This window comes from Streptomyces sp. JLYT201, assembly GCF_059448825.1.
Genome location: NZ_CM182551.1, coordinates 2,305,076 through 2,331,063 on the forward strand (window position 1 = coordinate 2,305,076; position 25,988 = coordinate 2,331,063).

General features: G+C 75.4%; 28 protein-coding genes. 7 read left to right on the forward strand and 21 right to left on the reverse strand.

Features of this window, described 5'->3' with window-relative positions; translation table 11 throughout:
- Positions 1 to 43: 43 nt before the first annotated feature.
- From AC5WAM_RS09025 to AC5WAM_RS09035, 3 genes are all read right to left on the reverse strand, one after another.
- Complete coding sequence (locus AC5WAM_RS09025) at positions 44 to 1,291, reverse strand: aminotransferase class I/II-fold pyridoxal phosphate-dependent enzyme (RefSeq protein WP_495522240.1); 1,248 nt, start codon at positions 1,289 to 1,291, stop codon at positions 44 to 46.
- Positions 1,292 to 1,420: 129 nt separating this feature from the next.
- Positions 1,421 to 2,014, reverse strand: a complete 594-nt coding sequence (locus tag AC5WAM_RS09030; protein ID WP_495522241.1) for a hypothetical protein — start codon at positions 2,012 to 2,014, stop codon at positions 1,421 to 1,423.
- An 83-nt stretch (positions 2,015 to 2,097) separates the two neighbouring features.
- Positions 2,098 to 2,814, reverse strand: a complete 717-nt coding sequence (locus AC5WAM_RS09035) for an ANTAR domain-containing response regulator (protein ID WP_366793121.1) — start codon at positions 2,812 to 2,814, stop codon at positions 2,098 to 2,100.
- A gap of 81 nt (positions 2,815 to 2,895) precedes the next feature.
- Here AC5WAM_RS09035 and AC5WAM_RS09040 point away from each other — a divergent pair, with 81 nt between their 5' ends.
- A complete protein-coding gene (locus tag AC5WAM_RS09040) occupies positions 2,896 to 4,035 on the forward strand; it encodes a PAS domain-containing protein (RefSeq protein WP_495522242.1) in 1,140 nt (379 codons plus the stop codon).
- Here AC5WAM_RS09040 and AC5WAM_RS09045 read toward each other — a convergent pair.
- Positions 4,016 to 5,032 (reverse strand): RNA polymerase sigma factor SigF, encoded by a 1,017-nt coding sequence (locus AC5WAM_RS09045; RefSeq protein ID WP_495522243.1) that lies wholly within the window; start codon positions 5,030 to 5,032, stop codon positions 4,016 to 4,018. The two genes, AC5WAM_RS09040 and AC5WAM_RS09045, sit on opposite strands and share 20 nt — an antisense overlap.
- 253 nt (positions 5,033 to 5,285) lie before the next feature.
- Here AC5WAM_RS09045 and AC5WAM_RS09050 point away from each other — a divergent pair, with 253 nt between their 5' ends.
- Positions 5,286 to 7,091, forward strand: coding sequence for a thiamine pyrophosphate-requiring protein (locus AC5WAM_RS09050; RefSeq protein WP_495522244.1), 1,806 nt, complete (start codon positions 5,286 to 5,288; stop codon positions 7,089 to 7,091).
- Positions 7,092 to 7,179: 88 nt separating this feature from the next.
- Complete coding sequence (locus AC5WAM_RS09055; RefSeq protein ID WP_366793125.1) at positions 7,180 to 7,617, forward strand: CBS domain-containing protein; 438 nt, start codon at positions 7,180 to 7,182, stop codon at positions 7,615 to 7,617.
- Positions 7,618 to 7,662: 45 nt separating this feature from the next.
- Here AC5WAM_RS09055 and AC5WAM_RS09060 read toward each other — a convergent pair whose 3' ends face one another.
- The 3 genes from AC5WAM_RS09060 to AC5WAM_RS09070 form a co-directional block, all read right to left on the reverse strand.
- Positions 7,663 to 8,247 carry a TIGR03086 family metal-binding protein gene (locus tag AC5WAM_RS09060; RefSeq protein ID WP_495522245.1) on the reverse strand — a complete coding sequence of 195 codons (585 nt, stop codon included), beginning with the start codon at positions 8,245 to 8,247 and terminating at the stop codon, positions 7,663 to 7,665.
- A gap of 396 nt (positions 8,248 to 8,643) precedes the next feature.
- Positions 8,644 to 9,606 (reverse strand): AraC family transcriptional regulator, encoded by a 963-nt coding sequence (locus AC5WAM_RS09065; RefSeq protein WP_495522246.1) that lies wholly within the window; start codon positions 9,604 to 9,606, stop codon positions 8,644 to 8,646.
- A 52-nt stretch (positions 9,607 to 9,658) separates the two neighbouring features.
- Complete coding sequence (locus AC5WAM_RS09070) at positions 9,659 to 11,287, reverse strand: ABC-F family ATP-binding cassette domain-containing protein (protein ID WP_366793128.1); 1,629 nt, start codon at positions 11,285 to 11,287, stop codon at positions 9,659 to 9,661.
- Positions 11,288 to 11,545: 258 nt separating this feature from the next.
- On the opposite strand from AC5WAM_RS09070, the gene AC5WAM_RS09075 reads away from it, so the two are divergent.
- Positions 11,546 to 13,033, forward strand: coding sequence for a bifunctional phosphatase PAP2/diacylglycerol kinase family protein (locus AC5WAM_RS09075; RefSeq protein WP_366793130.1), 1,488 nt, complete (start codon positions 11,546 to 11,548; stop codon positions 13,031 to 13,033).
- A gap of 93 nt (positions 13,034 to 13,126) precedes the next feature.
- Complete coding sequence (locus AC5WAM_RS09080) at positions 13,127 to 13,975, forward strand: class I SAM-dependent methyltransferase (RefSeq protein WP_495522247.1); 849 nt, start codon at positions 13,127 to 13,129, stop codon at positions 13,973 to 13,975.
- A gap of 195 nt (positions 13,976 to 14,170) precedes the next feature.
- Here the strand turns inward: AC5WAM_RS09080 and AC5WAM_RS09085 are convergent, their stop codons facing one another.
- The 13 genes from AC5WAM_RS09085 to AC5WAM_RS09145 all read right to left on the reverse strand — a co-directional run bounded on the left by AC5WAM_RS09085 (position 14,171) and on the right by AC5WAM_RS09145 (position 24,034).
- Positions 14,171 to 14,434 carry a gas vesicle protein K gene (locus tag AC5WAM_RS09085; RefSeq protein WP_366793132.1) on the reverse strand — a complete coding sequence of 88 codons (264 nt, stop codon included), beginning with the start codon at positions 14,432 to 14,434 and terminating at the stop codon, positions 14,171 to 14,173.
- A gap of 13 nt (positions 14,435 to 14,447) precedes the next feature.
- Positions 14,448 to 14,693: a gas vesicle protein gene (locus AC5WAM_RS09090; protein WP_366793133.1), complete on the reverse strand. Its 246-nt coding sequence runs from the start codon at positions 14,691 to 14,693 to the stop codon at positions 14,448 to 14,450.
- Positions 14,690 to 15,664, reverse strand: coding sequence for a GvpL/GvpF family gas vesicle protein (locus tag AC5WAM_RS09095; RefSeq protein WP_495522248.1), 975 nt, complete (start codon positions 15,662 to 15,664; stop codon positions 14,690 to 14,692). Before AC5WAM_RS09095 ends, AC5WAM_RS09090 begins: the two co-directional genes overlap by 4 nt.
- Entirely contained in the window at positions 15,633 to 16,007 is a 375-nt protein-coding gene (locus AC5WAM_RS09100; protein WP_366793134.1) for a gas vesicle protein, read from the reverse strand. The genes AC5WAM_RS09095 and AC5WAM_RS09100 overlap by 32 nt, the downstream gene beginning before the upstream one ends.
- A complete protein-coding gene (locus AC5WAM_RS09105; protein ID WP_495522249.1) occupies positions 16,004 to 17,131 on the reverse strand; it encodes an SRPBCC family protein in 1,128 nt (375 codons plus the stop codon). Before AC5WAM_RS09105 ends, AC5WAM_RS09100 begins: the two co-directional genes overlap by 4 nt.
- Complete coding sequence (locus AC5WAM_RS09110) at positions 17,124 to 17,828, reverse strand: DNA primase (RefSeq protein ID WP_495522250.1); 705 nt, start codon at positions 17,826 to 17,828, stop codon at positions 17,124 to 17,126. The genes AC5WAM_RS09105 and AC5WAM_RS09110 overlap by 8 nt, the downstream gene beginning before the upstream one ends.
- A complete protein-coding gene (locus AC5WAM_RS09115; protein ID WP_366793137.1) occupies positions 17,825 to 18,118 on the reverse strand; it encodes a gas vesicle protein GvpG in 294 nt (97 codons plus the stop codon). Before AC5WAM_RS09115 ends, AC5WAM_RS09110 begins: the two co-directional genes overlap by 4 nt.
- A gap of 9 nt (positions 18,119 to 18,127) precedes the next feature.
- On the reverse strand, positions 18,128 to 18,886 hold the full coding sequence (locus AC5WAM_RS09120) for a GvpL/GvpF family gas vesicle protein (protein WP_366793138.1): 759 nt from the start codon (positions 18,884 to 18,886) through the stop codon (positions 18,128 to 18,130).
- Complete coding sequence (locus AC5WAM_RS09125; protein ID WP_495522251.1) at positions 18,883 to 19,317, reverse strand: gas vesicle structural protein GvpA; 435 nt, start codon at positions 19,315 to 19,317, stop codon at positions 18,883 to 18,885. The genes AC5WAM_RS09120 and AC5WAM_RS09125 overlap by 4 nt, the downstream gene beginning before the upstream one ends.
- A gap of 84 nt (positions 19,318 to 19,401) precedes the next feature.
- A complete protein-coding gene (locus tag AC5WAM_RS09130; protein ID WP_366793140.1) occupies positions 19,402 to 19,722 on the reverse strand; it encodes a gas vesicle protein GvpO in 321 nt (106 codons plus the stop codon).
- Between the two features lie 57 nt (positions 19,723 to 19,779).
- Entirely contained in the window at positions 19,780 to 20,718 is a 939-nt protein-coding gene (ligD, locus tag AC5WAM_RS09135) for a non-homologous end-joining DNA ligase (RefSeq protein WP_495522252.1), read from the reverse strand.
- Between the two features lie 13 nt (positions 20,719 to 20,731).
- A complete protein-coding gene (locus AC5WAM_RS09140; protein ID WP_495522253.1) occupies positions 20,732 to 22,606 on the reverse strand; it encodes a transketolase in 1,875 nt (624 codons plus the stop codon).
- Positions 22,607 to 22,612: 6 nt separating this feature from the next.
- Positions 22,613 to 24,034: an NAD(P)/FAD-dependent oxidoreductase gene (locus AC5WAM_RS09145; RefSeq protein WP_495523540.1), complete on the reverse strand. Its 1,422-nt coding sequence runs from the start codon at positions 24,032 to 24,034 to the stop codon at positions 22,613 to 22,615.
- 212 nt (positions 24,035 to 24,246) lie between these two features.
- Between AC5WAM_RS09145 and AC5WAM_RS09150 the strand changes: the two genes are divergently transcribed.
- Positions 24,247 to 24,855: a nucleoside/nucleotide kinase family protein gene (locus AC5WAM_RS09150; protein ID WP_495522254.1), complete on the forward strand. Its 609-nt coding sequence runs from the start codon at positions 24,247 to 24,249 to the stop codon at positions 24,853 to 24,855.
- Between the two features lie 58 nt (positions 24,856 to 24,913).
- Here the strand turns inward: AC5WAM_RS09150 and AC5WAM_RS09155 are convergent, their stop codons facing one another.
- A complete protein-coding gene (locus AC5WAM_RS09155) occupies positions 24,914 to 25,507 on the reverse strand; it encodes a phage holin family protein (RefSeq protein ID WP_366793145.1) in 594 nt (197 codons plus the stop codon).
- A gap of 123 nt (positions 25,508 to 25,630) precedes the next feature.
- On the opposite strand from AC5WAM_RS09155, the gene AC5WAM_RS09160 reads away from it, so the two are divergent.
- Entirely contained in the window at positions 25,631 to 25,978 is a 348-nt protein-coding gene (locus tag AC5WAM_RS09160) for a VOC family protein (protein WP_242725957.1), read from the forward strand.
- Positions 25,979 to 25,988: the final 10 nt, after the last annotated feature.

A 25,988-nucleotide genomic window follows, 5' to 3' on the forward strand; every position in this document is an offset into this window, starting at 1 on the left:
CGTCGTGCCCGCTCCGTGCCCTGAAGCTGCTGCTGTGTCTGCGTCACCGAGGAGGCTCCCATCGCTGTGCTTCTGCGCGGAGCTCGTCGAAGGCCGCGGCGATCCCGGCCAACTCCCGCTCCACGTACGGCGATTCCAGTGGCTCTGGGGCGCTGAGCGCACGGCCGCGCTCCGCGGGGTCCGGCCCCAGGAGCGGTCCGGTGGACAGGCGTACGCGCAGCGCGTCGATGTCGTCGCCGAAGCGGTGGCTGCCGGGTGCGGGCAGGCCGAGCCGCTCCTGGAGGTGGTCCTCCAGCTCCTGCGCGTCCGTGACGCCGCGGGCGGCGAGCGCGGCGCGCAGCGGGCCGAGGTCGGCGTACACGTGCCGCCCCGCGGCGGGCGGCCGGGCGAGCGCGCCCGCGCCGACGACGGCCTCGCGCAGCGCGGCGGCGAGGCGCGCGTGCAGGCGGTTCGCGGCGGCGAGGCGCGCGGTGACCTCGCCGGGCTCGCCGAGCGCGTACGTCGCCGCGGCGGCGACCGGCACGGCCGGGGTCGCACCCAGGGCCGTGAGCACGTCGAGGGCGCGGGCGCGCAGCGCGGCGCCCGCGCCGTCCGCGGGGAAGCGGGCGACGGCGGCGGGCAGCGCGGGCGGCAGGAAGGCCCCGGCGAGGTCGCTGACGACGGTGACCCGGTCGGGGGCCATCGCGGCGGGGCCGACCAGGACGGTGTCGCGCGGGTGGTGCAGGGTGTCGCGCCACGTCTCGTCGCTCACGATGTGCAGGCCCTCGCCCGCCGCGGCCTCGACGGCCTCGTGGACCGCGTCGGGCGGCGGCACGGTGGCGGTCGGGTCGTCGGCGACGGAGAGCACGAGCAGCCGCGGCACGCCGCCCTCGGCGCGGACGCGGCGCACGGTCTCCAGGAGGGCGTACGCGTCGGGGACGCCACCGCACTCGGCCGGTGTCGGCACGTGGTAGACGGAGCGGCCGAGGAGCCGCACCTGGGGCTCCCACCAGGCGGCGCACGGCCGGGGCAGCAGGACGTCGCCGCCGAGGGCCGCGGCGACGGCGAGCAGCAGCGGCCCTGCGCCGGGCGCGGCGGCCACGTGCTCCGGCCCGGTCGGCAGCCCGCGGCGCTCCCAGTAGCCGCTCGCCGCCGCGCGCAGCGCCGGGCCGCCGCCGGGCGGGGGCGCGTGGCTGTGGCCCGCCGCGGCCGCGACGACGGCGGCGAGCTCCGGCAGGACCGGCAGCCCCGGCTCCGGCAGGGGCGGTCCCGACCGGACGCGGCCGCGCCCCGCGTGGTCCGTCCGCCGCATGGGCACCTCCGTGCGCTCGCCTGGCCACCCGTGTGACCGTCCGCGTGCCGTCGGGTCTGTGCGTACCCACGGCGGCGCCGCTCGATCGTCGGGTGGGTGGTGGTCCGTCAGGTTTACTCCGTACGGCGGTCAGCGCGCGGCGCGGTCGCGGCGCAGCCGGTGGACGGCGGCGGCGCACGCGCCCGCCACCAGGAGGCCGCCGGCGGCGAGGGCCGCGGGCGAGTCGGTGAAGGCGCCGCCCCCGCCCGCGTGGACGCCGTGCGGCGCGGCGGGAGGGGGCGCGGTGTGCGAGGGGCCCGGCGCGGCCCGGGTGACGGTGAAGGTGGCCTGCCACGGCCCGTCGTCGGGGCACACGCCGTCCACGGACCACTCCGACGCGGGGCCCGCGACGTCCGGGCCGCCGTCCCCGGAGCCCGCCGTGGGGGCGATGCGGGCGGTGCCCTGGTAGCCGACGGCGCCGGGGCTCCGGTTCTGGTCGTCCGGTACGCGCTGGAGCGTGGCGCTGCCCTGCTCGAAGGCCCGGGAGGCGGCCTCCATCGTCTGCGGGGGCGCGGTGCCGGTGGCCGGGCAGGCGACGGAGACGGTGACCTGCTCGCCGGGCGCGGCGCGCGCCGGGGTGACCTCGGCGGCCGTGCCGCCCTCCGCGTGGGCGGGCGGCACGACGGCGAGCAGGGGGTACAGGGCCAGCGGGAGGGCGAGGGTCAGCGGGACGGAAGTGCGCATGCACTCATTCGAGCCGCTGACCGCGCCGCGCGCTCGTCCTCCCGCGCCGGACGGGCTAACCCCGGCGCGCCGGGAAGGGGCCGTCAGCCGGTGCGTGCCACGCGCGCCAGGGAGGTCAGCTCCCGTTCCAGGCCGCGGCCGCGGGAGTCCACCAGGGCCGCCGACACCTCGGAGAGCTTGCGGTTCGTGGTCTGGGAGATGCGCCGCAGCAGGGCGAAGGCCTGGTCCGCGTCGCAGCTCAGGACGTGCATGATGATGCCGCGCGCCTGGTCGACGACGGGCCGGGTGCGCAGCGCCTCGCCCAGGTGGTCCAGCTCGGTGAGGGCCGCGCGGTAGTGGCGGTCGCGGACGAGGCCGGTCGTCGCGAGGGCGCCGAGCGCCTGCGCGGGGCCGCAGCTCACGTCGTCCAGGCTGCGCGGCCGGAAGCTGAACAGGCTGAGGGTGAGCGTGAGGCCGGAGCGCCGGAACGGCAGCGTGACGCTGGCGCGGACGCCGGATTCGAGGGCGAGGGCACGGTATTCGGGCCAGCGTTCGTCGCGCAGCAGGTCGCCCGCGTCCACCGGCGCGCCGCGCTCCTGCGCGGCCGGGATGGGCCCCTCTCCGGAGCGCAGCTGGACGGAGACGAGCCCGGCGAGGTCGGGGTGGGTGACGGCGGTGGGCAGCTCGTCGCCGCCGTCGGTGACCGTGGTGCCCGCGCCGCAGCACGCGGCGGTGCACCGAACGGCCTGTTCGGCGAGTTCGGACAGCCTGCGCTGGGGCAGTGCGGATTCCGGTCCTTCCGGTCCGATCGGCATCGGCATGTCGCTCTCCTCCTTGCTTCCCACCTGTGCGGCTTCCCCCGGAAGCCTCCGGAAAACGGGCGCAGCGGCTACGTTCGACGCATGGCGCAGACGGATGAGTACGGTGAGGAGCTCGCGGACTTCGTGCGCCGCGTCGCGGAGTTGAAGGCGTCCCGTGCCGTGCCGGCCGGAGACCTCGCCACCATGCTCGACGCGGCCCTGTTCGAACTGGACCACGCGGCCGAGCGGTTGTGGCCGGGGTTCGAGCGGCTCGCGGTGGACGGCGGCGCGGCGGCCGCCTCCTCGGACCGCGACGAGCAGCGGCTGCTGCGCGCGGTCTTCCAGCGCTTCCCCCTTCCCGTGGTGCTCGTCGACGGCGAGACCGTGGTGCGGCGCATGAACGTCGCGGCGACGGGCCTGACGGGGGTGCGCGGCGGATACGCCACCGGGCGCCCGCTGTCGGGGTTCCTCACGCCGTCGGACGGCATCGCGTTCCGCTCGCAGGCCGCGGCGGTCGCCCGCGGCGAGGGCGACCGGAGCCTGACGGTGCGCCTCCAGCCGCGCCCCGAGCAGCCGCTGCGGGCGACGCTGACCGCGCTGCGGCCCGGCACGGAGCCCCGTACGGTGGTCCTCGCCGTCCTGCAGCCCGCGGAGGCTGGCGAGCCCCGCTCCGCCGGGCACGGCTCCTTCGGCCCGCTGCGGGGCCACGTGCCCGACCTGACCGAGGCGACCCGCCACGCCGAGCTCCTCGAACTGTCGGACGCGATGACGGCGGCGCTGCTCACGGTCCCGCCGGGCGACCCGGCCGAGGTGCTGCGGCGCGCCGCCGAGGTGCTGCACGGCACGTTCGCGGACTGGGTGATCACTGACGAGGGCGGGGCGCGGCCGCGCCGCACCACGGTCCTGGGGCCCCCGGGCGGGCCGGTGGCGGACGTCCGCGCGCTCGACCCGGCCGACTGCCCGCTGGTCATGGAGGCGGTGCGCTGCGGGGCGCCCGCCCTCCAGGTGCGGCCGCACCCCGAGGACGGCTTCGGCCGGGACGCGTCCGGCGTGCCGGTGCTCGTACGGGCGCAGGTGACGTCCCTGCTGTGCGTGGCGCTGACCGCGGACGCGGGCGGCCCGCCCGAGGGGGTGCTCAGCCTGTTCAGGACCGGCGCGCGCCTCGCCTTCTCGATGGCCGAGGCGCGCGCCGTGGATGTGATGTCCCGTCATATCGCTCTGGCTATGCGGCGTCCCGGGTGACCTCGCCGGCCGCGACGGGGTGCGGGCGGGCCGGGTGCCGCGCCAGATCACGGGTGATCTCGTCCCGCAGCCGCCCGCAGCAGCGGCTGATCAGGCGGGACACGTGCATCTGGGAGATCCCCAGGTGCTCGGCGATGCGGCTCTGCGTCATGTCGCCGAAGAACCGCATGTAGAGGATGGCCCGTTCGCGCTCGGGCAGCGCCGCGAGGCGCGGCTTGACGGCCTCGCGGTCCACGACGACGTCGAGCGCCGGGTCGGGGCCGCCGAGGGTGTCGCGCAGCGCGTAGCCGTCGTCGCTGCCGGGCAGTTCGGCGTCCAGGGACAGCGCGGTGAAGCTGTCGAGGGCCTCCAGGCCGGTGGCCGCGTCCTCCTCGCTCATCCCGGCCCGCTCGGCGATCTCGGCGATGGTCGGGGCCCGCCCGGACACGGTCTGGGAGAGGTCCTGGCAGGCGAACCGCACGCGGTTGCGCAGGTCCTGGACGCGCCGGGGCACGTGCAGGGTCCACATGTGGTCGCGGAAGTGGCGTTTGATCTCGCCCGTGACGGTGGGCACGGCGTAGCTCTCGAAGGCGTTGCCGCGCTCGGGGTCGTAGCGGTCGACGGCCTTCACCAGGCCGAGGGCGGCGACCTGGCGCAGGTCCTCCAGGGACTCGCCGCGGTTGCGGAACCGGCCCGCGAGCCGTTCGGCCATCGGCAGCCAGGCCCGCACGATCTCCTCCCTGAGGGCGTCCCGCTCGGGCCCGTGCGGAAGTTCGCACAGCCTGCCGAAGGCCGCGGCGGTGTCCGGGGCGTCGTCGTGGGGGTGCCGGTTGGCGCGCTGCCGCCGCGCCGGGGACTGCCTCCCGGACAGGCGCGTCGGTGCCGCCGCGCGCTGCGCGTGCGGGGTGTGCGGGGTGGTTCGGCCGTGGTGCAGGCGCTCGCGGCGCGTGGTGTCGCCCGACGAGGTGCCGTCGGGGACCGCCGTGGCTTCCTCGGGACGTGCTGCGTCCGTTGGCATAGTGCGTCACAACTCCCTTGCCTGTGCTTTGGGTCGCACGGTCACCGTGGGAGTGCGGGCACGTGCCGCGTCAGGGCACACCCGGGGCGAATGAAGCCTCTCCCACGGACGTGCCTCCGTTCCGAAGCACTGCCTTCCGCCTGCCCCTCGCTCCGCGCACCAAACGCCACGTCGGCGGGTGCGGGTTTTTCCGGGGCTCCGGCGGACACCCGGCCGGGACGCATTCCGCGCCCGGCACCGGAAGGACACCTCCATGAGCACGAAGGTCGCCGACCACATTCTGCAGCGCCTGCGGGCCTGGGACGTCGACTGTGTCTTCGGCTATCCCGGGGACGGCATCAACGGCCTCCTCGCGGCCTGGGGCCGCGCCGACGACCGGCCGCGTTTCCTCCAGTCCCGGCACGAGGAGATGGCCGCGTTCGAAGCGGTCGGCTATGCCAAGTTCGGCCGGCGGCTCGGGGTGTGCGTGGCGACCTCGGGACCCGGCGCCATCCACCTCCTCAACGGCCTGTACGACGCGAAGCTGGACCACGTGCCGGTGCTCGCCCTGGTCGGCCAGACGCACCGCTCGGCGATGGGCGGCTCGTACCAGCAGGAGGTCGATCTGCACACGCTGTTCAAGGACGTGGCCTCCGAATTCGTGGAGACCGTGACGGTGCCCGAGCAGCTCCCGAACGTCCTGGACCGCGCCATCCGCACCGCGTACGCGCGCCGCTGCCCCACCGCCGTGATCGTCCCCGGTGACGTCCAGGAGCTCGACTACCGCCCGCCCCCGCACGCGTTCAAGATGGTGCCCTCCAGCCTGGACCGCAGCGCCTGGACGGCGCTGCCCTCGCCGACCGCCCTGGAGCGGGCCGCGGACGTGCTGAACTCCGGCACCAGGGCGGCGGTCCTGATCGGCCAGGGCGCGGCGGGCGCGCGGGCCGAGGTCGAGGAGCTCGCGGAGCTGCTCGGCGCGGGCGTCGCCAAGGCGCTGCTCGGCAAGGACGCCCTCAGCGACGAACTGCCGTACGTCACGGGCGCGATCGGGCTGCTCGGCACCCGCCCCTCGTACGAGTTGATGCGCGACTGCGACACGCTCCTGACGATCGGCTCCAGCTTCCCCTACGCGCAGTTCCTGCCGGAGTACGGCAAGGTCCGCGCGGTGCAGATCGACATCGACCCGCACATGATCGGCATGCGCTACCCCTACGAGGTGAACCTGGTGGGCGACGCGCGCGCCACCCTGCGGCAGCTGATCCCGCTGGTCTCCGCGGAGCGCGCGGCGGCCGGGCGCGAGTGGCACGCCGAGGTGCGGGCGAACGTGGAGCGGTGGCGCGGCGTCCTCGACCGCCGCGCGCGGCTGGCCGCCGACCCCGTCAACCCCGAGTACGTGGCACGGGCCCTGGACCCGCTCCTGCCCACCGACGCGATCATCACCTCCGACTCGGGCTCCACGGCCAACTGGTTCGCACGCCATCTGACGCTGCGCGGCGACATGCGGGCCTCGCTGTCCGGCACGCTCGCGACGATGGGCTGCGGCGTGCCGTACGCGATCGGCGCGAAGTTCGCGCACCCGAACCGGCCGGTCGTGGCCCTCGTCGGGGACGGCGCGATGCAGATGAACGGCATGGCCGAGCTGATCACGGCGGCCAAGTACCGGCACCGCTGGGACGATCCGCGGCTCGTCGTCGGGGTGTGGAACAACCGCGACCTCAACCAGGTGACGTGGGAGCTGCGGGCCATGGGCGGCGCCCCGTCGTTCGAGCCCTCGCAGTCCCTGCCGGACGTGCCGTACGCGGACTTCGCGCGCTCGATCGGGCTCACGGGGATCCGGGTGGACAAGCCCGAGGACGTGACCGCGGGCTGGCGCGCGGCCCTCGACGCGGAGGGCCCCGCCGTCGTCGAGTTCCTGACCGACCCCGCGGTGCCGCCGATTCCGCCGCACGCCACCTGGGAGCAGCTGGAGTCGACGACGACGGCCCTGCTCAAGGGCGACGCCGACCGGGGCGCGGTGGTGAAGCAGGGCCTGAAGGCGAAGGTCCAGGACTTCCTGCCGGGCGGCGACAAGCGCCGGTAGCGCCGGGCCGGGCGAGGCATGGGTGGCCCGCACAGGGGTACTGCGGGCGGGGTCCCATCGCCGACGGACGAAGGAGGTCTCTGCGGACATGGCGGAGTACGTGAGGCAGGTCATGACACCGGGAGTCGTCGCGGTCAGGCCCGACGCCTCGCTGGTCGAGGCGGCGCAGCTGATGCGCGCCCAGGACATCGGCGACGTCGTCGTGGCCAACGGCGACCAGGTGGTCGGGGTGCTCACCGACCGGGACATCACGCTGCGGGCCGTGGCCGAGGGCGCCGACCCGCTGACGGTCAGCGCGCAGGCCGTGTGCACCCCGAACCCGGTGGTGGTGGGCCCCGACGACGAAGTGGCGGCGGCGGTCGGTCTGATGCGCGACCACGCGGTGCGCAGGCTGCCGGTCGTGGAGAACGGGCGCCCGGTGGGCATGGTGAGCCTCGGCGACCTGGCGATCGAGCAGGACCCGGCGTCCGCGCTCGCCGACATCAGCCGCGCCACGCCCGACGGCGGCGCGGGCCCGCCCCGGTGAGGACGCGCCTCGGCGGGCCGCCGCGGCCCAGCGGTTCGGAGCGGTTCAAGGGGTGCGGCCGAGCAGGCACAGCAGCTCGGTCTGCGCGTCCGCGCCCGGGGGCGGCTCCACCGGCGCGGCGAACAGGCCGCTGTGCGCCAGGTCGGCCGCGTACGGGGCGACTTCGCGCGCGGCCGCGGCGACCAGGGCGTCGGGCAGGCGCTCGTCGGCGCCGATGGCGCGGGCCAGGTCCCAGGTGTGCACCACCAGGTCGGTGGTCATCTGGGCGCAGTAGGCGCGCGCGGGGGTGTCACCGTAGCTCAGGTGGACGGTGCCCGCGAGCGCGCCCGGTGCGCCGAGCGCGGCCCGGGACGCGGCGGCCGCGGTGTCCCAGGAGGCGACGGGGTCGGGCCCGAGCAGATCGCCGTCGAAGGCGTCGCCGACCTCCTCGACGGTGGCGCGGTCACGGACGAGCGGCTCCACCCACAGCTGCTCGGACACGAGGTGGTTGACGAGGTCGCGGACCGTCCAGCGCGCGCAGGGCGTCGGGGCGTCCCACTGGTCCTGCCGGACCGCGTGCACCCGGTCGCCGAACTGCTCGACGGCCTGGCCGTGCCGCTCCAGGACCCGCTGGTCGTCGTCGGTGCTCATGCCGTCTCCCGTCGGTCGGTGCGCGTACCGCGTGGTGTCGAGTCTGACGGCGACGCGCGGCGCGAACCACTGGGAGGGGGCCGCAGAGGCCCCGGCGGCGTGCGGAGTGGCGGGCCCGATGGCACACGGGGGAATGCCAGGGGGAACGACCGGGCCCGCCGGTCCGAGACCGGCCCGGCGCTCACCAGAGCCGGGCCGGAAGTGCCGGGGTTCCGTCCTCGGTCCGCCCCGGGAGAAGGCTAGGACCCCCGCGACGCGACCGGTCCACCCGGCGACAGAGCCACGTTAGGCGCGGCCCCCGGAGCCCACGATCCGCTGTGCGCACGGCCTGTCCGGATAGCGCACCGCGTCCGGATAGCGCACGCGCCCCGGCCGCCGCCCCGGCAAGTGCCCCGGTCAGCGCCGCAGCGTCTGCGACGGCAGCTCCCCGAACCGCGCCCGGTACTGCTCGGCGAACCGGCCGAGGTGGGTGAAGCCCCAGCGGTGGGCGACCTCGCTCACGGACCGCTCGCCGGGACCCGACGCGAGCAACTCCTCGCGGACCCGCCCCAGGCGCACGTCTCGTACGTACGCCATCGGGGACATGCCCACATAGCGGCGGAAGGCCTCCTGGAGCCAGCGCACGCCGACGCGGCCCTCGTCGGCGAGGGCCGCGGTGGTGAACGGGTGCTCGGGGCGCGCCTGGACGGCTTCCGTCACGCGTTTGACGGGGGCGGGGCGCAGCTGGTGCACGGGGTCGGTGAGCCGGTCGCGGTAGTGGTGGTCCGCGGCGAGCAGCAGGCCGTTGAGGAGGGCCTCCTGGAGTGGCTCGGCGACCAGGGGGTGGGTCAGGACGCCGTCGTCCTCGCGCAGGTCCGCCACCACGGTCCGCACGAGGCGTGCCCAGCCGCGCCCGGCGCCCCGCCGGGTGTCGAAGACCGGGCCGAAGGTCACCGGGGAGGGTACCGGCCTGCCGATGAGCTGCCCCAGGCGCCCTTCGAGGGCGGCGCGGTCGACCTTCACGGCGAGCAGGCGGCAGTCGCCGGTCCAGCGGTCCAGGACGGTGTCGCCCACCGGCTGGTAGACCGCCGCGCTGCCGGCGCCGGCCGTGGCGGCGGGCGCGGCCCCCTGCCGCCAGGTGACGTGTCCGCTGAGCGGGATGTTGACGTGGTAGGCGCCCAGCTCGCCGAAGCGCATGCGGACGTCGGCCCCGCAGCGCATGTCGCCGACGGTGAGCGCACCCAGCTCCCCGATGTCGTACCGCGCGCTGAAGGGCCGCGGGCCTTCGCACACGTCCATGAAGTTGCTGTAGTACGTGGCCTCGATGAGCTGCCTTGCCTCGTCGACGTCGCCCGTCCTGAAGGACGTCCTCACGGACACGGTGTCTCCAACCGCGCAGCGTACGACGGATTGCCCTGCGCTGCCGGCCACGCTACCGCGCGCGCTCGACCCGGCGCTCGTCCCAGACGGGCTCGGAGGTCTCGCGGACCCGGCCGTCGGAGCCGAAGACGAGGAAGCGGTCGAAGGAGCGGGCGAACCAGCGGTCGTGGGTGACCGCGAGCACCGTGCCCTCGTACGCCTCCAGGCCTTCCTGGAGCGCCTCGGCGGACTCCAGGTCCAGGTTGTCCGTGGGCTCGTCGAGCAGCAGGGCGGTGGAGCCCTGGAGTTCGAGGAGGAGGATCTGGAAGCGGGCCTGCTGGCCGCCGGACAGCTTCTCGAAGCGCTGCTCGGCCTGCCCGGTCAGCTCGTAGCGGCGCAGGCGGGACATGGCCGCGCCCCGGTCCTTGGCGTGCTCGCGCCACAGGATGTCGAGGAGGGTGCGGCCCTCCAGCTCGGGGTGGGCGTGCGTCTGCGCGAAGTGTCCCGGTACGACGCGGGCGCCGAGCCGCCACTGGCCGGTGTGCGCGACGGGGTGGTCGGGGTCGCCCGCGAGGAGGCGCAGGAAGTGGGACTTGCCCGAGCCGTTCGACCCGAGGACGGCTACGCGCTCGCCGTAGAACACCTCCAGGTCGAAGGGGTTCATCAGGCCGGTGAGCTCAAGGTCCTTGCAGGTCACGGCGCGCACGCCGGTGCGGCCGCCGTGCAGGCGCATGGTGATGTCCTGCTTGCGGGGCGGCTCGGGCGGCGGCCCGGCCTCCTCGAACTTCCTGAGGCGCGTCTTGGCCGCCTGGTAGCGCGAGGCCATCTCGTCGCTGCGCGAGGCGTACTGCTGCATGTCGAGCACGAGCTTCTTGAGCTGCGCGTGCTTCTCGTCCCAGCGGCGGCGCAGCTCCTCGAAGCGCGCGAAGCGCTCCTGGCGCGCGTCGTGGTACGTGGCGAAGCCGCCGCCGTGCACCCACACGTCCGAGCCCGCGGGGCTGGGCTCCACGCTGACGATCCGGTCGGCGGCGCGGGCGAGCAGCTCGCGGTCGTGGCTGACGAACAGGACGGTCTTGCGGGTCTCCTTCAGGCGCTCCTCCAGCCAGCGCTTGCCGGGGACGTCCAGGTAGTTGTCCGGCTCGTCGAGGAGCAGGACCTCGTCGGTGCCGCGCAGCAGCGCCTCCAGGACCAGGCGCTTCTGCTCACCGCCGGAGAGCGTGCGGACCTCGCGCCACTGCGCCTTCTCGTACGGAACGCCGAGCGCGGCCGTGGTGCAGATGTCCCAGAGCGTCTCCGCCTCGTACCCGCGGGCCTCCGCCCAGTCGGCGAGCGACTGCGCGTACTGGAGCTGGGCCGCCTCGTCGTCGACGGTGAGGAGGGCGTGCTCGGCCCTGTCGACGGCTCGGGCGGCCTCGCGGATGCGGGGGTGCGCCACCGAGACGAGCAGGTCGCGCACCGTCGTGTCGTCCCGCACGGAACCGACGAACTGGGGCATGACGCCGAGGCCGCCGCTGACCGTGACCGTGCCGCCGTGCGGGCGCAGCTCGCCCGCGATGAGCCTGAGGAGGGTGGTCTTGCCCGCGCCGTTCGGCCCGACGAGCGCGGCCGACGTGCCCTCGGCGACGCGGAAGGAGACATCTCCGAGCAGCGCCCGGCCGTCCGGGAGGTAGTACTCGATGTGCGCGGCTTCCAGATGTCCCATGGGGCGATTGTCCGTGGGCGGGCGCGCGGGCGGCAAACGGATTTACGGCCCGGACCGGCGGACACGTGCGGGGCGGCCTGCCGCGCGGAGGGGCCGAGGGGTGGGGCTCAGGGGCCGAGGGCGGGGCTCAGGGGGTCAGATCAGAAGGGCCGAGGGCGGAGACGGGGACGAGGGCGGGGGCGGGGGCGAGGACGGGGGCGAAGGTGGGGTCGATCACTCGGCCGTTGGCCGCGGCGCTCTGCGGGTACCCGGGATTCCATGAGTCCTGACGCCGTGCTCCCCCTGCCCCCCGCCCGTGGGCCCAAGGCCCGTCTCACCGCCCTGGACTGCCGGGTCTTCACCGCCGTGGCGTCCCGGCACTGGCCGGGGGCCGACCAGGTCCTGCCGCGGCTGAGCCGGGCGGCGAACCACGGCGTGCTGTGGTTCGCCACGGGCGCCGCGCTCGCGGCGACGCGGCACCCCCGGGCCCGGCGCGCCGCCGTGCGCGGGGCGGCCTCGCTCGCGCTCGCGTCCGCGACCATCAACACCCTCGGCAAGCGCTCGGTGCGGCGGGCGCGGCCGCTCCTCGACGACGTGCCCCTGATGCGGCGGCTCAAGCGCCAGCCCATCACCACGTCGTTCCCCTCGGGCCACGCCGCGTCCGCCGCCGCCTTCGCCACGGGCGTGGCCCTGGAGTCGCGGGGCCTGGGCGCGGCCGTCGCGCCGCTCGCCGGTGCCGTCGCCCTGTCGCGGGTGTACACGGGGGTGCACTTCCCGAGCGACGTGCTCGCGGGCGCCGCCCTGGGCGTGGGCGCGGCCTACGCCGTGCGCGGCCTGGTGCCGACCCGGTCCCAGCTGCCGCCGCCGGGCCGCCCGCGCGTGGACGCCCCCGCCCTGCCCGGCGGGCGCGGCCTGGTGGTGGTCGTGAACGAGGGCGCGCGGACCCCCGACCGGGTGCGCCCGCTGCTCGACGCGCTGCCGCACGCCGAGGTCGTGCGGTGCTCCCCGGACGAGGTGGCCGCCGAGCTCGACAAGGCGGCGGAGCGCGCCCGGGTGCTCGGCGTGTGCGGCGGCGACGGCACCGTCAACACGGCGGCGGCCGCCGCCCTGCGGCACGACGTCCCGCTCGTGGTGGTGCCGGGCGGCACCCTCAACCACTTCGCGCAGGACCTGGGCGCCGAGGACCCGCGCGAGGTGGCCGCCGCGATCGAGGCGGGGGAGGCGGTCGCGGTGGACGTGGGCCGGTTCAGCGCGGCCCGGGGCGACGGCTACTTCCTCAACACCTTCAGCCTCGGCGTCTACCCCGAGCTCGTGCGCGAGCGCGAGCGGTGGTCGCCCAAGGTCGGCGGCTGGCCCGCCGGGGTCCTCGCGGCCGCCCACGTGCTGCGCGCGCACCGGCAGCCGCTGCGGGCCGAGTTCCAGGGCACCGAGCGGCCGCTGTGGCTGCTGTTCGCCGGCAACTGCGTGTACAACCGCCTGGGCCTCGCCCCCGCGCGCCGGTTCGACCTCGCCGACGGGCTCCTGGACGTGCGCGTCGTGCACGGCGGCCGCAAGCCCGGCGCCCGGCTCCTCGCGGCCGCGCTGACCTCGCCGGTGGAGCGCTCCCCCGTGCAGACCGCGATCCGCCGCCGGACCCTGCGCGTGGCGGGTCTCGCGCCCGGCACCATGGTCGCGTACGACGGCGAGATCACGCCGGTCGAGGGCGAGTTGCTGATCGAGAAGTTGCCGGAGGCGCTGACGGTGTACCGCCCCTCGCCGCTGGCGTGAGCAGGACTCCCGCGGGCCGCCTCCCCGCGCCCGCGCGGTCCACATCCTGATACGGGGGTCTCATGATCCGGTACGGCGGCGTACGGTTCGGACATGACACAGCCCCTGCCCCAGCACGCCCCGGCGGACGGGCCGCGACGCGACGCGGCCGTCTACACGCACGGCCACCACGAGTCGGTCCTGCGGTCCCACACCTGGCGCACCGCGGCCAACTCCGCCGCGTACCTCGTCGGTTCGCTCCGGGCGCACATGCAGGTGCTCGACATCGGCTGCGGGCCGGGCACCATCACCGCCGACCTCGCGGCACTCGTCCCGGACGGACACGTCACGGGCCTCGACCGGGCCCCGGAGATCCTGGACCGGGCGCGGGCGACGGCGGCCGAACGGGGCCTGGCGAACCTGGAGTTCGCCGTCGGGGACGTCCACGCCCTGGACTATCCGGACGGCTCCTTCGACGTCGTCCACGCCCATCAGGTGCTCCAGCACGTGGGCGACCCGGTGCGCGCGCTGCGCGAGATGCGCCGCGTCTGCGCGCCCGGCGGCATCGTGGCCGCCCGCGACAGCGACTACGCGGCCATGACCTGGCACCCGCGCACCCCCGGCCTGGACGACTGGCTCGACCTGTACCGGCGCGTGGCCCGCACCAACGGCGGGGAGCCGGACGCGGGCCGCGCCCTCAAGTCCTGGGCCCTCGCGGCCGGCTTCACCGACGTCACCGCGGGCGCGAGCACCTGGTGCTACAGCACGCCCGAGGAGCGCGCCTGGTGGTCGGGGCTGTGGGCGGACCGGACGGTGGCGTCCTCGTACGCGGACCGCGCGGTGGAGAGCGGGCACGCCGACGCCGAGCGGCTCTCGGCCGTCGCCGAGGCCTGGCGGGAGTGGGGGCGCGCGCCGGACGGATGGTTCGCGGTGCTGCACGGGGAGGTGCTCTGCCGCCGGTGACCCGGGGTGTGCGCGGGCCCGTCGGGGATACCCGGACGGCAGGAGGTGTACGCCATGGCTTTCGTTCTTCTGGTCCTGCTGTTGGTGCTGTTGCTCGCCTTCCTGCCGCGCGGCACGGGCCCCGGCGCGTCCGGGACGCGGCCGCACTGGTACCGCTGGTAGCGGCCCGGCGGCAGCGGCCGCCCCGAGGGCCCGTCACTCCCTCGGCAGCAGCGGCCCCAGCGGCCCGAGGTCCAGGTTCAGGTCCTCGGGCCGCAGTCCGTAGCGCTCGCGCAGCTCGCCCATCCGCTCCTCCAGGAGCATCAGCGTGAGCCCGACGCGCTCCTCCTGCTCCTCCGTCAACTCACCGGTGTCGAAGCGGCGCAGCGCCTGGCGCTCCATGAGCTGGCGCAGCAGCTCCACGACGGTGAGGACGAGCGCGACGAGGTCGCGCTCCACGGTCTGGGGGTCGAGGTCCACGGTGGGCTCCCGGTCAGCTCGGCTCGCGTACGGTGATCGGCTCGCGCACGGCGGCCCCGCGCTCGGGGTACTCCGGCCAGGGCGACGGCACTGCCGTGCCGACCGTGCTGATCAGCGCCTTCAGGTCGATGCGGACGAGGTCCACGTCCGCGATGCGCAGGGTGAGGTCACCCGCGATGACCACTCCGCCCGCGAGCAGCCGGTCGAGGAGGTCGACCAGCGCGATCTCCCGGCCGTACAGGGGCTCGATCGCCGTCATCCGGTCTCGGTGTCCTTCCTCGTCGTCCCGGCCCTCCGGGTCGTCCGGGTCGTCCCGGCGGTCGTCCTGGTCTCCTCGTTCATCTCGTCCTTCCCGGCGTCGGCGCCGCGGCCGCCCATGCCGCCCGCGTCCTCCGCGTCGCCCGCGTCCTCCGCGTCGTCCGTGAAGGAGTACGCCGCCCAGGGACCCGTCACCTCCACGCGCAGGCCCGGCTGGCTGCCCTCGGTGCGGCCGATCAGCTCCAGGAACTCTTCGGCGTACGAACGGGGCACCAGGTAGGCCGCGTTGAGGACGTTCAGGCCGGAGCCCGCGGCGGCGAGGGCCGGGCTCTGCGGCGGGTGCTGCCGGGACGCGGCGGCGGACCGCGCGAGCTCGCCGTGCAGCCGCCGCGCGAACACCTCGGCCCGCGCGGTGGTCTCCTCACTCGCCGTGCGCTGCTCCCTGCGCCGGCGCAGATAGTCGCGCCCGGAGGCGGGAGCGCCGCGCGGCCGCGACGACCCGGCGGAGGCGAGGCCGGCGGCGTCGGGGTGCAGCCACACCTTGACCCCCCACTCGACGTGCCCGTCGATGCGGTCGAGGATCCGGCGCAGGCGCGCGTTCTCGTCCTCCAGCATGGCGCGCACGCCGCTGTCGTCCCGGAAGACCGTCGCGAGCCGCAGCGGCAGCGGGCAGGTCACGGCGGTGAGCGCGCCGATGACGTGCTGATGGGCGCGGGCCGTCTCCGACAGCCAGTCCAGGTCCTCCAGATGCGCGCGCAGCGGCTCCAGGCCGAAGTCGCGGGCAGGGACGGGGCCGACCACGGCGACCAGTCCCGCGTGGGCCAGCTGCCGGGGCGGCGCGCCACCGACCCCGGTCAGGTCCGCGTGCAGCGGACCGGACAGGGGCCTGCACACCGCGTAGACGTAGCGCAGTTCGTCGCTCACGCCATCGATCACGTCGTCACTCGCGTCCGGGTTCACTTCCGCCGTCATGTTCACGCTCACTTTCACTCTCGGCCGCGGCCTCACCCCGCGTCAGTTCGAGCCGCTCCAGGCGCTGCTTCAACTCGGCGTTCTCCCGGGCGAGTTCGGACCTGCGCGCCTTGCTGGACAGCGCCGGGTCGTCCTCCCACCAGTCGATGCCCATCTCCTTGGCGCGCTCCACCGAGGCGACGACGAGCCGCAGCTTCACGGTGAGCAGCTCGATGTCGAGCAGGTTGATCCGGATGTCCCCGGCGATGACGACGCCCTTGTCCAGGACGCGCTCCAGGACGTCGGCGAGGTTGGTGCCGCCGCCCTGGCCGTACGAATCGGGCAGCCGGCTCGCGGTCGTCATCGGCGGCTCCGGGCGGCCGCCACGGGTTCGTCCTCGTCGACCTCGTCCTCCGCGTCGGCGTCGACCTCGTCGGCGGCGTCCTCGGGCTCGCCGTCGTCCTCCTCCTCGTACGCGCCGTCCTCGTCCGCGTAGTCCTCGTAGTCGTCGTCGGCCTCGTCCTCGTCCTCGTCAGTCCTGTCGGCCTCGTCCGCGTACGTGTCGTCGCCCTCGTGGTACGCCGTGTCCTCGGCGTCCTCCTCGGGCTCCACGTCCTCGGCTTCGGTATCGGCGTCGGTGTCGCTGTCGTCCTGCGCGGCCGAGCGCAGCGACACATGGCGGGCGAAGTGCTTCAGGTCGAGCCGGGCCCTGCGGCCCTGGGCGCGCCAGAGGTTGCCGGTGCGCTCGAACAGGCCCTTCGGGTAGTACTCGATGACCAGCGCCACCCGGGTCAGGCGCTCGCCGAGCGGATGGAAGCTGACCACGCCCTTCGTGGTGCCCTTGGCGCCCTCCGACGTCCAGGCGAGGCGCTCCTCGGGCACCTGGTCGATGAGGCGTGCCGTCCAGCTCCTGCTCGACCAGAAGATCTTGAGCTTCCAGTGGGACTCGGTGTCGCTCACCTCGGTGGCGTCCCGCACGCCCTTGGTGAACGTGGCGAACTCCTCGTACCGCGTCCACTGCTCGTAGGCCTCGCGCACGGGCACGCCGACGTCGACGTGCTCCAGGATGACCGTGGGCTTCTGCCCGCTGCCGCCCTTGCCGCCCTTGCCGCGCGCGCTGTCCAGGGCCCCCTTGAGCGAGCCGGTCACGGCCTCCTTGAGGCGGCCGCCGCCGAGCTCCACGGCGCTGCGCACCGGGCCCTTGCCGGAGGCCAGTTTGCGGCCGCCGTCCAGGGCGAGGCGGGCGAAGCCCGGACTGCGGCCCTCGGCCACGTCGTTGAGCTTGACGGTGGCGTCGCCGAGCTTGCGGCCGACGCCGACGAGGGCGCGCTCGGCCTGCGCCATGAGGTAGGCCCGCGCCTCGTCCTTCAGGCGGTCGGCGCCGGGGCCGTGCAGGGCGGCGCTCAGCGCGCCCCCGGGCCCCGCGCCGTCGCCGGAGCCCGTGGCCCCGCCCGCGGTGTCGCTGATGCGCTCACGCGTGTCAGGCATCGTCGCCTCCCTTCTCGCCACCGGACTTCCGCGCCGCGGTGCGCTTCGCGGGGGCCCGCTTCGCCGGGCTGCGCTTGGCGGTGTCCCGGCTCTGGGTGCCGCGCGCGGACTGCTTCTTGCGGGGCGCCGGGCTCTTCTTCCTGGCCTGCCCGGACCCCGTGCCGCCGCCGCTCTTGCCACCGGTGGGCCTGGGGGCCTTCTTGGCCGCGGACCGCGCCTTTCTGGTCGCCGCGTCGGTCTTCCCGCGGGGCTCGTCGCGTCCCTCAGGCTCGTCGCGTCCCTCGGGCTCGTCGCGGCCGTCGGGCTCCCCGGATCCGTCACGGCCGTCGCGCGCCTCGGACCCGTCGCGTTCGTCCGGCTCCTCGTCGGCCCCGGGCGCCGCCCCCGCCATCCGGTCCCGCACGTCCAGGGTGCGGTCGTGCAGCCGGTCCGCGAAGGACTCCAGGCGCCGGTCGAGCAGCGAGCCGGTGGCGGCCTTGCCGACGCCCCGCAGATCGTCCTTGAGCTGGCCGCCTATCTCCTTGAACTGCGGGTTCTTCTCCAGCTGGTCGGTCACCGCGCGGGCCAGGGACGCGGGGTTCAGCTTCAGCCTCCTGCCCGCGACCATGGTGCCCACGGCGAAGGCCAGCTTGGCCTTCTTGGTCCGTCCCAGGAGGTACCCCGCGCCTACGCCGAGGCCCACTGCCAAACGGTTCATCGTGTCGCCGTCCTGTTCTCCTCCGGAGCGGCCCGCGGAACGGTCTCCTGAGCCGCTTCCTGCCGGGCGCCGTAGCCGAGCCGCGCCAGCAGCTCGTCCTCACGGCGGTCGAACTCGGCCGCGTCGATCTCCCCCGCCTCCAGCAGCTCGGTGAGCCGGGCGAGTTCGGCGCGGATCGCCGAGGGGTCGTAGTACTGCCGCTCCGCCTCCGCGACCACCTGGCGGATCACCCAGAGGGTGCCCCGGGCCGGGGCCAGGGGCAGCGCGAGCAGTTCACCGACGAGTCCCATGTGCGGGCCTCACCGCGCCCGTGCCGCGTCGTCCGCGGGCTGCGCGGCGCCGGGGTCGACGAAGCTGTAGGGGGGCAGCGGGCCGTTCACGCGCACGTCCAGGTGCGGCTGGGTCTTGCGCAGTTCCGCGACGGCGGCCACGAAGCCCTCGGCGGACTCGCGGCGCACCAGGAACGAGTAGTTGGCCAGCCACCCGGTGCCCTCGGGGCCCGTGCTGACGGCCTCCGCGCACGGTTCGAGCGCGCGGCGCACCTGGAGGCCGTCGTCGGCCTCGCGGCCCTGTACGGCGGCGGTCAGCTGCTCGCCGAGCCGCAGCTTCTGCTCGTAGGTGCCGCCGCCCGCCTTGCGGTTGGCCTCGGCCAGGGCGCGCAGTTCCGGGTTCTCGGCGAGCACCTGGTGCAGCACGGCCTGCTCGTCGTGGGCGGCCTTCACGTTGTACTCGGCCCTGCCCTCCAGGGAGCGCAGCCGCTCCTCGTAGTGGTCGGCCAGCTCGTCGAGGACCTCGACCACGGCCGCGTCGTCCTGCGCGAGGCTGCCGAAGCGCATCGGCAGGACGGGGCCGCCCGCGCCCGCCTCGTCCAGGACGTTCTGGTGGGCGAGCAGATCGCGCCGCTTGGGGCGCAGGTCTTCGGGGCTGTCGCTGACGAGCGCGGCGAGCTTGCCGTGCCTGAGGATCCGCACCGGGCGGGCCGGTTCGCCGATGCCGCCCATGCCCTCCGGCAGCGCCGGGTGGCCGCTGCCGGCGATCCCGTAGATGTACGTGGTCACTCCGTCTCCTCCTTCCGGGACCGTGACGTGCTGCGCCGACGCGGCCGGGCGGCCTCCTCCTCACCGGAGCGGCCCTCCTCGCGCGCCTGCTTGAAGGCGTCCGACACGGTCTGGGCGGCGCCGCTGAGCGCGCCCTTGGACTTGCCGCGCGCGCCCGACTCGGTGATCTCGCCGACCATGTCGGGCAGGCCGGGGCTCTTGTGCGGTCCGGACTCCAGGTCGAGGCGGTTGCAGGCCTCGGCGAAGCGCAGATAGGTGTCGACGCTGGCGACGACGACGCGCACGTCGATCTTGAGGATCTCGATGCCGACGAGCGAGACGCGTACGAACGCGTCGATCACCAGTCCGCGGTCGAGGATGAGTTCGATGACGTCGTACAGGCCGCTGGTGCCGCCTGCGCCGCCGCTCTGCTGTGCTGGGACGACGGTCATGCCGACCTGTCCTCCTTGCCTTGGGTGATGGCGTCGCGGGTGTTCGGGACGCCCGGAGTGTTCGGTTCGTGCCGGGTGTGCCGGTCAGGTGCCCGTGCGGTGCGGGTCCGCGCGGCCGCGCTCGTAGCGGCGCACCCTGCGGTAGGCGGTGAGCTCGCCGCCCGGGTCCAGGCTCACGGCGTAGGTCGCGAGCAGGCTCATGGTGTCGGGCACGCGGGCGAGTTCGAGGACCTCGACCTCCAGCTCCCAGCCGTCGTCGGTGCGTTCGAACGACGAGACGGACTCGGCGGCGAGGCCGGTGAGTTCCGAGAGCTGCTCGCGCGCGTGCCGCAGCACCGAGACGGGGCCGGGCAGGGCGTCGGACTCGGCTGTCGTGTTGTTCTGCTTGCGGGACGTATGCGTCATGGCCACCTCCTGGCCCGAGTGACCTGGTGCCGTGGCGGCAAACCTCCGCCGGGCCGTTCAGCCGCCGCGCAGCGCCCGGAGCTTGCGGCGTGCCGGGCCGAGTGCGCGGGGCGAGCGCAGCAGGCCCGCCCAGGGATCGCCACGGGCCTGCTCCACGGCGTCGGCGATGGTCCAGCGGGCCGCGTGGGTGCCGGGGGCGTCGAGCTGCTCCCAGGCCAGCGGCACGGCCACCGGGGCGCCCGGCCGGGCCCGTACCGAGAAGGGCGCGACGGCGGTCTGGGCGTATCCGTTGCGCTGGACGTCGAGGTAGAGCCGCCCGCCCCGGTCCTTCTTGCGGACGGCCGTGGTCAACCGGTCCGGGTGCGCGGCGGCGAGGACCTCGGTGAGCTCCTTGGCGAACGCGCGGACGTCGTCGACGTGGTGGCGGCCGTTGACCGGCACGACCACGTGCAGGCCGCGCGAGCCGGTCGTCATCACGGCGGACGGCAGGCCCACTCGGTCGAGGAGTTCACCGAGCAGCCCGGCGGCCTCGCGCACCGGGCCGTACGCGGCCTGCGGCGTGCCGTCCCCGGCCGGGTCCAGGTCGAAGACCATGCGGTCGGGCCGGTCGAGGCGCCCGACGCGGGACTGCCAGCGGTGCAGGGTGACGCAGGCCTGGTCGGCGAGGTAGAGGAGCGTGGCGCTGTCGTCGCACACGGTGTGCGTGACGGTGCCGCCCTGCTTGGGCACCTCGGCGCGGGTGATCCAGTCCGGGTAGTGCTCCGGTGTGTCCTTCTGCATGAAGCGGGGTCCTGTGATCCCGTCCGGGTGCCGCTCCAGCATCAGGGGACGGCCGCGCAGATGCGGAAGGATGAAGGGGGCGACGGCCCGGTAGTAGTCGAAGAGGTCCCCCTTCGTGTACAGGGCGGAGCCGGTGCCGTCGGGGACGAACGGCTTCTGGGGCCGGTGGAGTGCGACGGTGCGGCGGCCCGCCCGTACGGTGCGCGTCTCGCTCATGCCCGCTCCCCCGTCATCGCACCACCACGTGTTCCACGAGCAGCCGTACGGCCGCCGCGATCGACTCCGCGTCGATCCCTGCGGCCCGCAGCTGCTCGGCGGGCGAGGCGGACCCCGGCACGCCGGTCACCGCGAGGCGCACCAGGCGCGGCACCGGGCTGCCGTCGCTGAACGCGTCCAGGACGGCGTCGCCGATGCCGCCCTCCTGCCGGTGGTCCTCGACGGTGAGCAGACAGCCCGTCCGCTCGGCGGCCTCGCGCAGCGTGCGCCGGTCCACGGGCTTGACGGAGTACAGGTCGACGACGCGCACCGGGATTCCCTCGCGGTCGAGGAGCACGGCGGCGGCGAGCGCCTCGTGGACGGTCACCCCGGCCGCGACGACCGTGAGCCGGTCGGCGTCGCTGCGCCGCAGCACCTTGGACCCGCCGACGGGGAACTCCTCGCCGGGGCCGTAGAGGACGGGGGTCGCACCGCGCGTGGTGCGCAGGTAGCGCACGCCGTCGAGGTCGGCCATGGCGGCGACCAGGCGCGCCGTCTGCGGGGCGTCGCACGGGTACAGGACGGTGGAGCCGGGCACGGCCCGGAACATCGCCAGGTCCTCCAGGCCCATCTGGGACGGGCCGTCCTCGCCGATGGCGACGCCCGCGTGCGAGCCCACCAGGTTGAGGTCGGCGCCGCTGACGGCCGCCATGCGCACGAAGTCGTGGGCGCGGGTCAGGAACGCCGCGAACGTGGACGCGTAGGGCACCCAGCCGCGCCGGGCGAGGCCCACGGCGGCGGCGACGAGCTGCTGCTCGGCGATGTAGCACTCGAAGTACCGCTCGGGGTGCTCCTTGGCGAAGAGTTCCGCGCGGGTGGAGTCGCCGACCTCGCCGTCGAGGGCGACGACGTCGCCGCGTGCCGTGCCGAGCGCCGCGAGCGCCCGGCCGAAGGCGTCCCGGGTCGCGACCTCGTCGCCCTGCTCGTACCGGGGCAGCTCCAGGTGTCCGCTGCGGGTGGCGCGCAGCACCCGGGCCGCCGGGGGCAGCCGGACGTCCACGCGCAGCCGCCCGGGGCCGCCGAGCTCCGCGACCGCGGCCTCGGCGTCGGGCAGCGGCTTGCCGTGCAGGCCCTCGCGGTCCTCCGCGGACGCCACGCCCTTGCCCTTGACGGTGCGGGCGAGGACGACGGTGGGCTGGCCCGCGGTGGAGCGCGCCTCGTGCAGGGCCCGGTCGACCGCCTCGACGTCGTGCCCGTCGATCGCGACGACGTGCCAGCCGAAGGCCTTCCAGCGGCGCGCGTACGCGTCGAGGTCCCAGGCGTGCCGGGTGGGCCCGCGCTGGCCGAGCCGGTTCACGTCGACGAGCGCGGTGAGGTTGTCCAGGTGCTCGTACGCGGCGTGCTCCGCGGCCTCCCACACGCTGCCCTCGGCCAGTTCGCTGTCGCCGCACAGCACCCAGACCCGGTAGGGGATGCGGTCGAGCCGCTTGCCGGACAGGGCCATGCCGACGCCGACGGCGAGCCCCTGCCCCAGCGAGCCGGTGGCGACCTCGACCCACGGCAGACGGCGGGGCGTCGGGTGTCCTTCGAGGCGGCTGCCCTGGGCGCGGAAGGTGAGCAGTTCCTCGTCGCCGAGCGCGCCCGCCGCCTTGTACGCGGCGTACAGGAGCGGCGACGCGTGGCCCTTGGAGAGGATGAACCGGTCGTTGCCGGGGTGGTCGGGGCGCTGGAAGTCGTACTGGAGGTGGCGGGCGAGGAGCACCGCCATCAGGTCGGCCGCGGACAGGGACGAGGTGGGGTGCCCGGATCCGGCGGCGGCCGCGGCGCGCACGGAGTCGACGCGCAACTGCCGGGCGAGCTCCCGGAGGTGGTCCGGCCCGTGCCCGCCGCGCGAGGTGGTCTCGGTCATGGTCGCTCACTCCTCGGGCTCGGACTCGGGCTTGGATTCGGGCTCGGGCTTGGGCTCGGGCTTGGGCTCGGGCTCGGACTCGGGCTTGGATTCGGGCTCGGCCCCGGGCTGGTTCTCCCGGTCGGGGGTGCGCCCGCCGGGCCCGCCGGGCACCCGGGCCAGCTCCGGCGACGACGTGTCGAGCGGCACCGACCACGACCGGACGAGGCCGAGCTGTACGCCCTGGCGGGGCAGCACCGCGTCCAGGAGCCAGTCGGCGGCGACGCGCACGCGGTTGCCGGGCATCGCGGCCAGGTGGTAGCCGCGGGTGACGGCCCCGGCGAGCGGCCCGGACAGCGGGACGCCGAGCGGATTGGCGGCACCCTTGACGCCGCCGAGGTCGACGGTGAAGCCGAGGTCGTGGTGGCGGTAGGGGGCGCGGCGGCCGATGCCGAGCGAGGCCGCCGCGTTGCGGCCCGCGGTCTTGCCCTGCCGCCAGGCGTGCTGCGCGGTCATGGCCGTGAACTTCCCCGGCTGGGCGAGGTCGGGCACGGCCGCCGCGTCGCCGCAGGCGAACACCTCGGGGTGGCCCGGCACGTTCAGGAACGGGTCGACGACGAGCCGCCCGCGCTCCAGCGGCGTGCCGATCCCGGCGACGAGCGGGTCGGGGCGCACGCCGACGCACCACACGAGGGTGCGCGTGTCGACCGTGTCGCCGTCGTCGAGGAGCACGCCCCGGTGCGTGGCCTCCTTCACGGAGGTGCCCGTGCGGACCTCCACGCCGCGCCCGCGCAGGACGCGGTCGGCGGTCGTGGACAGCCGCCGGTCCAGCTCCGGCAGGACGCGCGGCGCGATGTCCAGGAGCAGCCAGCGGGGTTCGATCCCGGCGCGCAGCGGCTGACCGCGCACCAGGGACCGGGTGAACAGCTGCCCGTGCGCGGCGACCTCGACGCCGGTGTAGCCCGCGCCGACGACGACGAAGGTGCAGCGCGCCCGGCACGTCGCGGCGTCGGGCGCGGCGGCGGCGAGCTCGATCTGCCGGGTCACGTGGTCGCGCAGGTACAGCGCCTCCGGCAGGCCCCGGAAGCCGTGCGCGTGCTCGGCGACGCCGGGGACGGGCAGCAGCTTGTTGACGCTGCCGACGGCCAGGACGAGCCGGTCGTAGGTCAGCTCGCCGCGCTCGCCCTCCGGGCCGGTGTAGCCCACGGCCCGGCGCTCCAGGTCGATGCCGTCGGCCTCGCCGAGGACGAGCCGGACGTGCTTGAGGGCGCCCGAGAGCGACACGGTGACGCGGCGCGGTTCGAGGACGCCCGCGGCCACCTGGGGCAGCAGGGGCAGATAGAGGAAGTAGTCGGTGGGGTTGAGCAGGGTGATGTCGACCCGGCGACGGGCGAGGCGCGCGAGGGTCCGCGCGGCCTGGAACCCGGCGAAGCCGGCACCGACGACCACGACGTGCTGGCGGTGGGATTCACGGCTCACGTAGCGCCTCCGGTGGAGTGCGGTACGGCATCCGTGCGGTGTCCGCGCACGGATGCCTCTGGGCTGCCGGTGCGGGCGCCGGTGCGTGTGCTCCCGCACGGACCTCCCAGGTGCCCGTGGCCGCCGCGGTGAAACGGAATATCCGGTGGCGTGCGCCGGGCAGCGTTGCGACGCTCGCGGTCATGGATGCGCTGAGGCAAGCACAGTCGGGGCAGGAAGCACCGTCGCGGCGGGAAGAAACACCGCCGGAGGTCCTGCTCATCGGTGGCCGCTCCGGGGCGGGCAAGTCGTCCGTGGGCTGGGAGGTGGCGGCACGGCTGCGGGCCGCCGACGTCGGTCACGCCCTGGTCGAGGGCGACGTACTGGACACGGTGCACCCCGCGCCGCCGGACGACCCGGACCGCTCGCGGCTCACCACCCGCAACCTGGCGGCGCTGTGGGCCAACTACGCGGCTCTGGGCTGCCGTCGGCTCGTCTACACGAACACGGCGGCCGTGCTCGGCAGCGAGGAGTGGATCTTCACCGAGGCCCTCGGCTCCCCGCGGCTCACCCGCGTCCTGCTCACGGCGACGGACGAGACGGCCGCGCGGCGCCTGACGGCACGCGAGCAGGGCTCGGAGCTGGCCCGTCAGCTGCGCCGCAGCGCGTCCATGGCACGGCACTTGGAGACGCACGTCCCCGTCGGCACCCATCGGGTGCCGACGGACGGCCGCACGGTGGGCGAGGTGGCCCTGGCGGTCCTACGGGTGACGGGCTGGCTGCCGGGGGCGGCGGGCGAGGGCGCGCCGTAGGCGGTCCGCGCGAGGCAGCGGTCGAACCGCCCGTCCGGTAGGCGCGCGCCGCCGTGCCTCACCGCGACCGCGGGCCCGCGCTCGGCGACTCGGGGGCGACGGGCGGTGCGGTGGCGTCCGGCGCGTTCGACGGGACCGCGGGGAAGTCGGCGGTGCCCGGGGCGCCGCGAGGGGTCGGGGGCACGGCCGCCGCGGGGGGCTGGACGGGCTCACGGGCCGGGGGTCGGGCGGCCTCACGGTCCGGGGTGCCCGTGCCGGGCCGGGAGCGGCCGGGGCGCGCCGCGTTGCGCAAGGCCACGGCCACCACCGCGAGCAGCACGGTGACGATCAGGCCCGCCGCCCAGCCGGGCAGGCCGACGGCGACGGCCAGGCCGAGGGTGAGCGCGGCGGCCGCGCCCGCGTACAGCGCGGCGACTGCGGCCGCCGCGTACAGGGAGGCCCTGCGGCGCTGCTTCCGCGCCGCGTCGGCGAGTTCGCGCGGCAGCTCCGTGCGCACCGCCTCCCGCAGGGACGCACGTACCGCCTCGTGGACGACCTGCGACAGCGCGTCGCTCAGCGCCGTCTCCGGGGACGCGAGGCCCGTGGCCCGCTGCCCCGGAGCGCTCGCCGAGGAACGGCCGAAAGGTTGGTGGGGATGGTCCGATGCAGTCATGGCCGCCGAGTACCCCGCGGCCGCGGCGCGTAACGGCCCCCGCCCCGGGGACCGGCGCGTCCGCCCGCGCGAGGTCGGCCGAACGGATCTCCTGTCCCGGCCCGGCCAACTAGGCTCGTTCGTATGGAAATCCTGGGAACCGTGCTGCGTGTCTGTGTGAACGACCTGGAGGCGTCCGTCTCCTTCTACGAGCGCCTTACGGGCAGCACAGCGATGCGGTTCGAACGCGGCGGCGTGTCCGTCGCGTCGGTCGGGTGCTTCCTGCTGATGAGCGGGCCCGAGCACGAGCTGGAGATCCTCCGCAAGGTCACGGCGACGATCGCCGTGAAGGACGTCGACGAGGCCCACGCCACCCTCACCGCCTCCGGCGCCCGCATCGTCGCGGGCCCCGTCCCCACCCCCGCGGGCCGCAACCTGATCGCGATGCACCCGGACGGCACGGTCTTCGAGTACGTCGACCGCAACGCGTAGTCCGTGGCGC

Coding starts and splice junctions, on each gene's coding strand:
- AC5WAM_RS09025 (WP_495522240.1), bottom strand. CDS start 1,291: ATGCGGCGGACGGACCACGCGGGGCGCGGCCGCGTCCGGTCGGGACCG.
- AC5WAM_RS09030 (WP_495522241.1), bottom strand. CDS start 2,014: ATGCGCACTTCCGTCCCGCTGACCCTCGCCCTCCCGCTGGCCCTGTAC.
- AC5WAM_RS09035 (WP_366793121.1), bottom strand. CDS start 2,814: ATGCCGATGCCGATCGGACCGGAAGGACCGGAATCCGCACTGCCCCAG.
- AC5WAM_RS09040 (WP_495522242.1), top strand. CDS start 2,896: ATGGCGCAGACGGATGAGTACGGTGAGGAGCTCGCGGACTTCGTGCGC.
- AC5WAM_RS09045 (WP_495522243.1), bottom strand. CDS start 5,032: ATGCCAACGGACGCAGCACGTCCCGAGGAAGCCACGGCGGTCCCCGAC.
- AC5WAM_RS09050 (WP_495522244.1), top strand. CDS start 5,286: ATGAGCACGAAGGTCGCCGACCACATTCTGCAGCGCCTGCGGGCCTGG.
- AC5WAM_RS09055 (WP_366793125.1), top strand. CDS start 7,180: ATGGCGGAGTACGTGAGGCAGGTCATGACACCGGGAGTCGTCGCGGTC.
- AC5WAM_RS09060 (WP_495522245.1), bottom strand. CDS start 8,247: ATGAGCACCGACGACGACCAGCGGGTCCTGGAGCGGCACGGCCAGGCC.
- AC5WAM_RS09070 (WP_366793128.1), bottom strand. CDS start 11,287: ATGGGACATCTGGAAGCCGCGCACATCGAGTACTACCTCCCGGACGGC.
- AC5WAM_RS09075 (WP_366793130.1), top strand. CDS start 11,546: ATGAGTCCTGACGCCGTGCTCCCCCTGCCCCCCGCCCGTGGGCCCAAG.
- AC5WAM_RS09080 (WP_495522247.1), top strand. CDS start 13,127: ATGACACAGCCCCTGCCCCAGCACGCCCCGGCGGACGGGCCGCGACGC.
- AC5WAM_RS09090 (WP_366793133.1), bottom strand. CDS start 14,693: ATGACGGCGATCGAGCCCCTGTACGGCCGGGAGATCGCGCTGGTCGAC.
- AC5WAM_RS09095 (WP_495522248.1), bottom strand. CDS start 15,664: ATGACGGCGGAAGTGAACCCGGACGCGAGTGACGACGTGATCGATGGC.
- AC5WAM_RS09100 (WP_366793134.1), bottom strand. CDS start 16,007: ATGACGACCGCGAGCCGGCTGCCCGATTCGTACGGCCAGGGCGGCGGC.
- AC5WAM_RS09105 (WP_495522249.1), bottom strand. CDS start 17,131: ATGCCTGACACGCGTGAGCGCATCAGCGACACCGCGGGCGGGGCCACG.
- AC5WAM_RS09110 (WP_495522250.1), bottom strand. CDS start 17,828: ATGAACCGTTTGGCAGTGGGCCTCGGCGTAGGCGCGGGGTACCTCCTG.
- AC5WAM_RS09115 (WP_366793137.1), bottom strand. CDS start 18,118: ATGGGACTCGTCGGTGAACTGCTCGCGCTGCCCCTGGCCCCGGCCCGG.
- AC5WAM_RS09125 (WP_495522251.1), bottom strand. CDS start 19,317: ATGACCGTCGTCCCAGCACAGCAGAGCGGCGGCGCAGGCGGCACCAGC.
- AC5WAM_RS09130 (WP_366793140.1), bottom strand. CDS start 19,722: ATGACGCATACGTCCCGCAAGCAGAACAACACGACAGCCGAGTCCGAC.
- ligD (WP_495522252.1), bottom strand. CDS start 20,718: ATGAGCGAGACGCGCACCGTACGGGCGGGCCGCCGCACCGTCGCACTC.
- AC5WAM_RS09140 (WP_495522253.1), bottom strand. CDS start 22,606: ATGACCGAGACCACCTCGCGCGGCGGGCACGGGCCGGACCACCTCCGG.
- AC5WAM_RS09150 (WP_495522254.1), top strand. CDS start 24,247: ATGGATGCGCTGAGGCAAGCACAGTCGGGGCAGGAAGCACCGTCGCGG.
- AC5WAM_RS09155 (WP_366793145.1), bottom strand. CDS start 25,507: ATGACTGCATCGGACCATCCCCACCAACCTTTCGGCCGTTCCTCGGCG.
- AC5WAM_RS09160 (WP_242725957.1), top strand. CDS start 25,631: ATGGAAATCCTGGGAACCGTGCTGCGTGTCTGTGTGAACGACCTGGAG.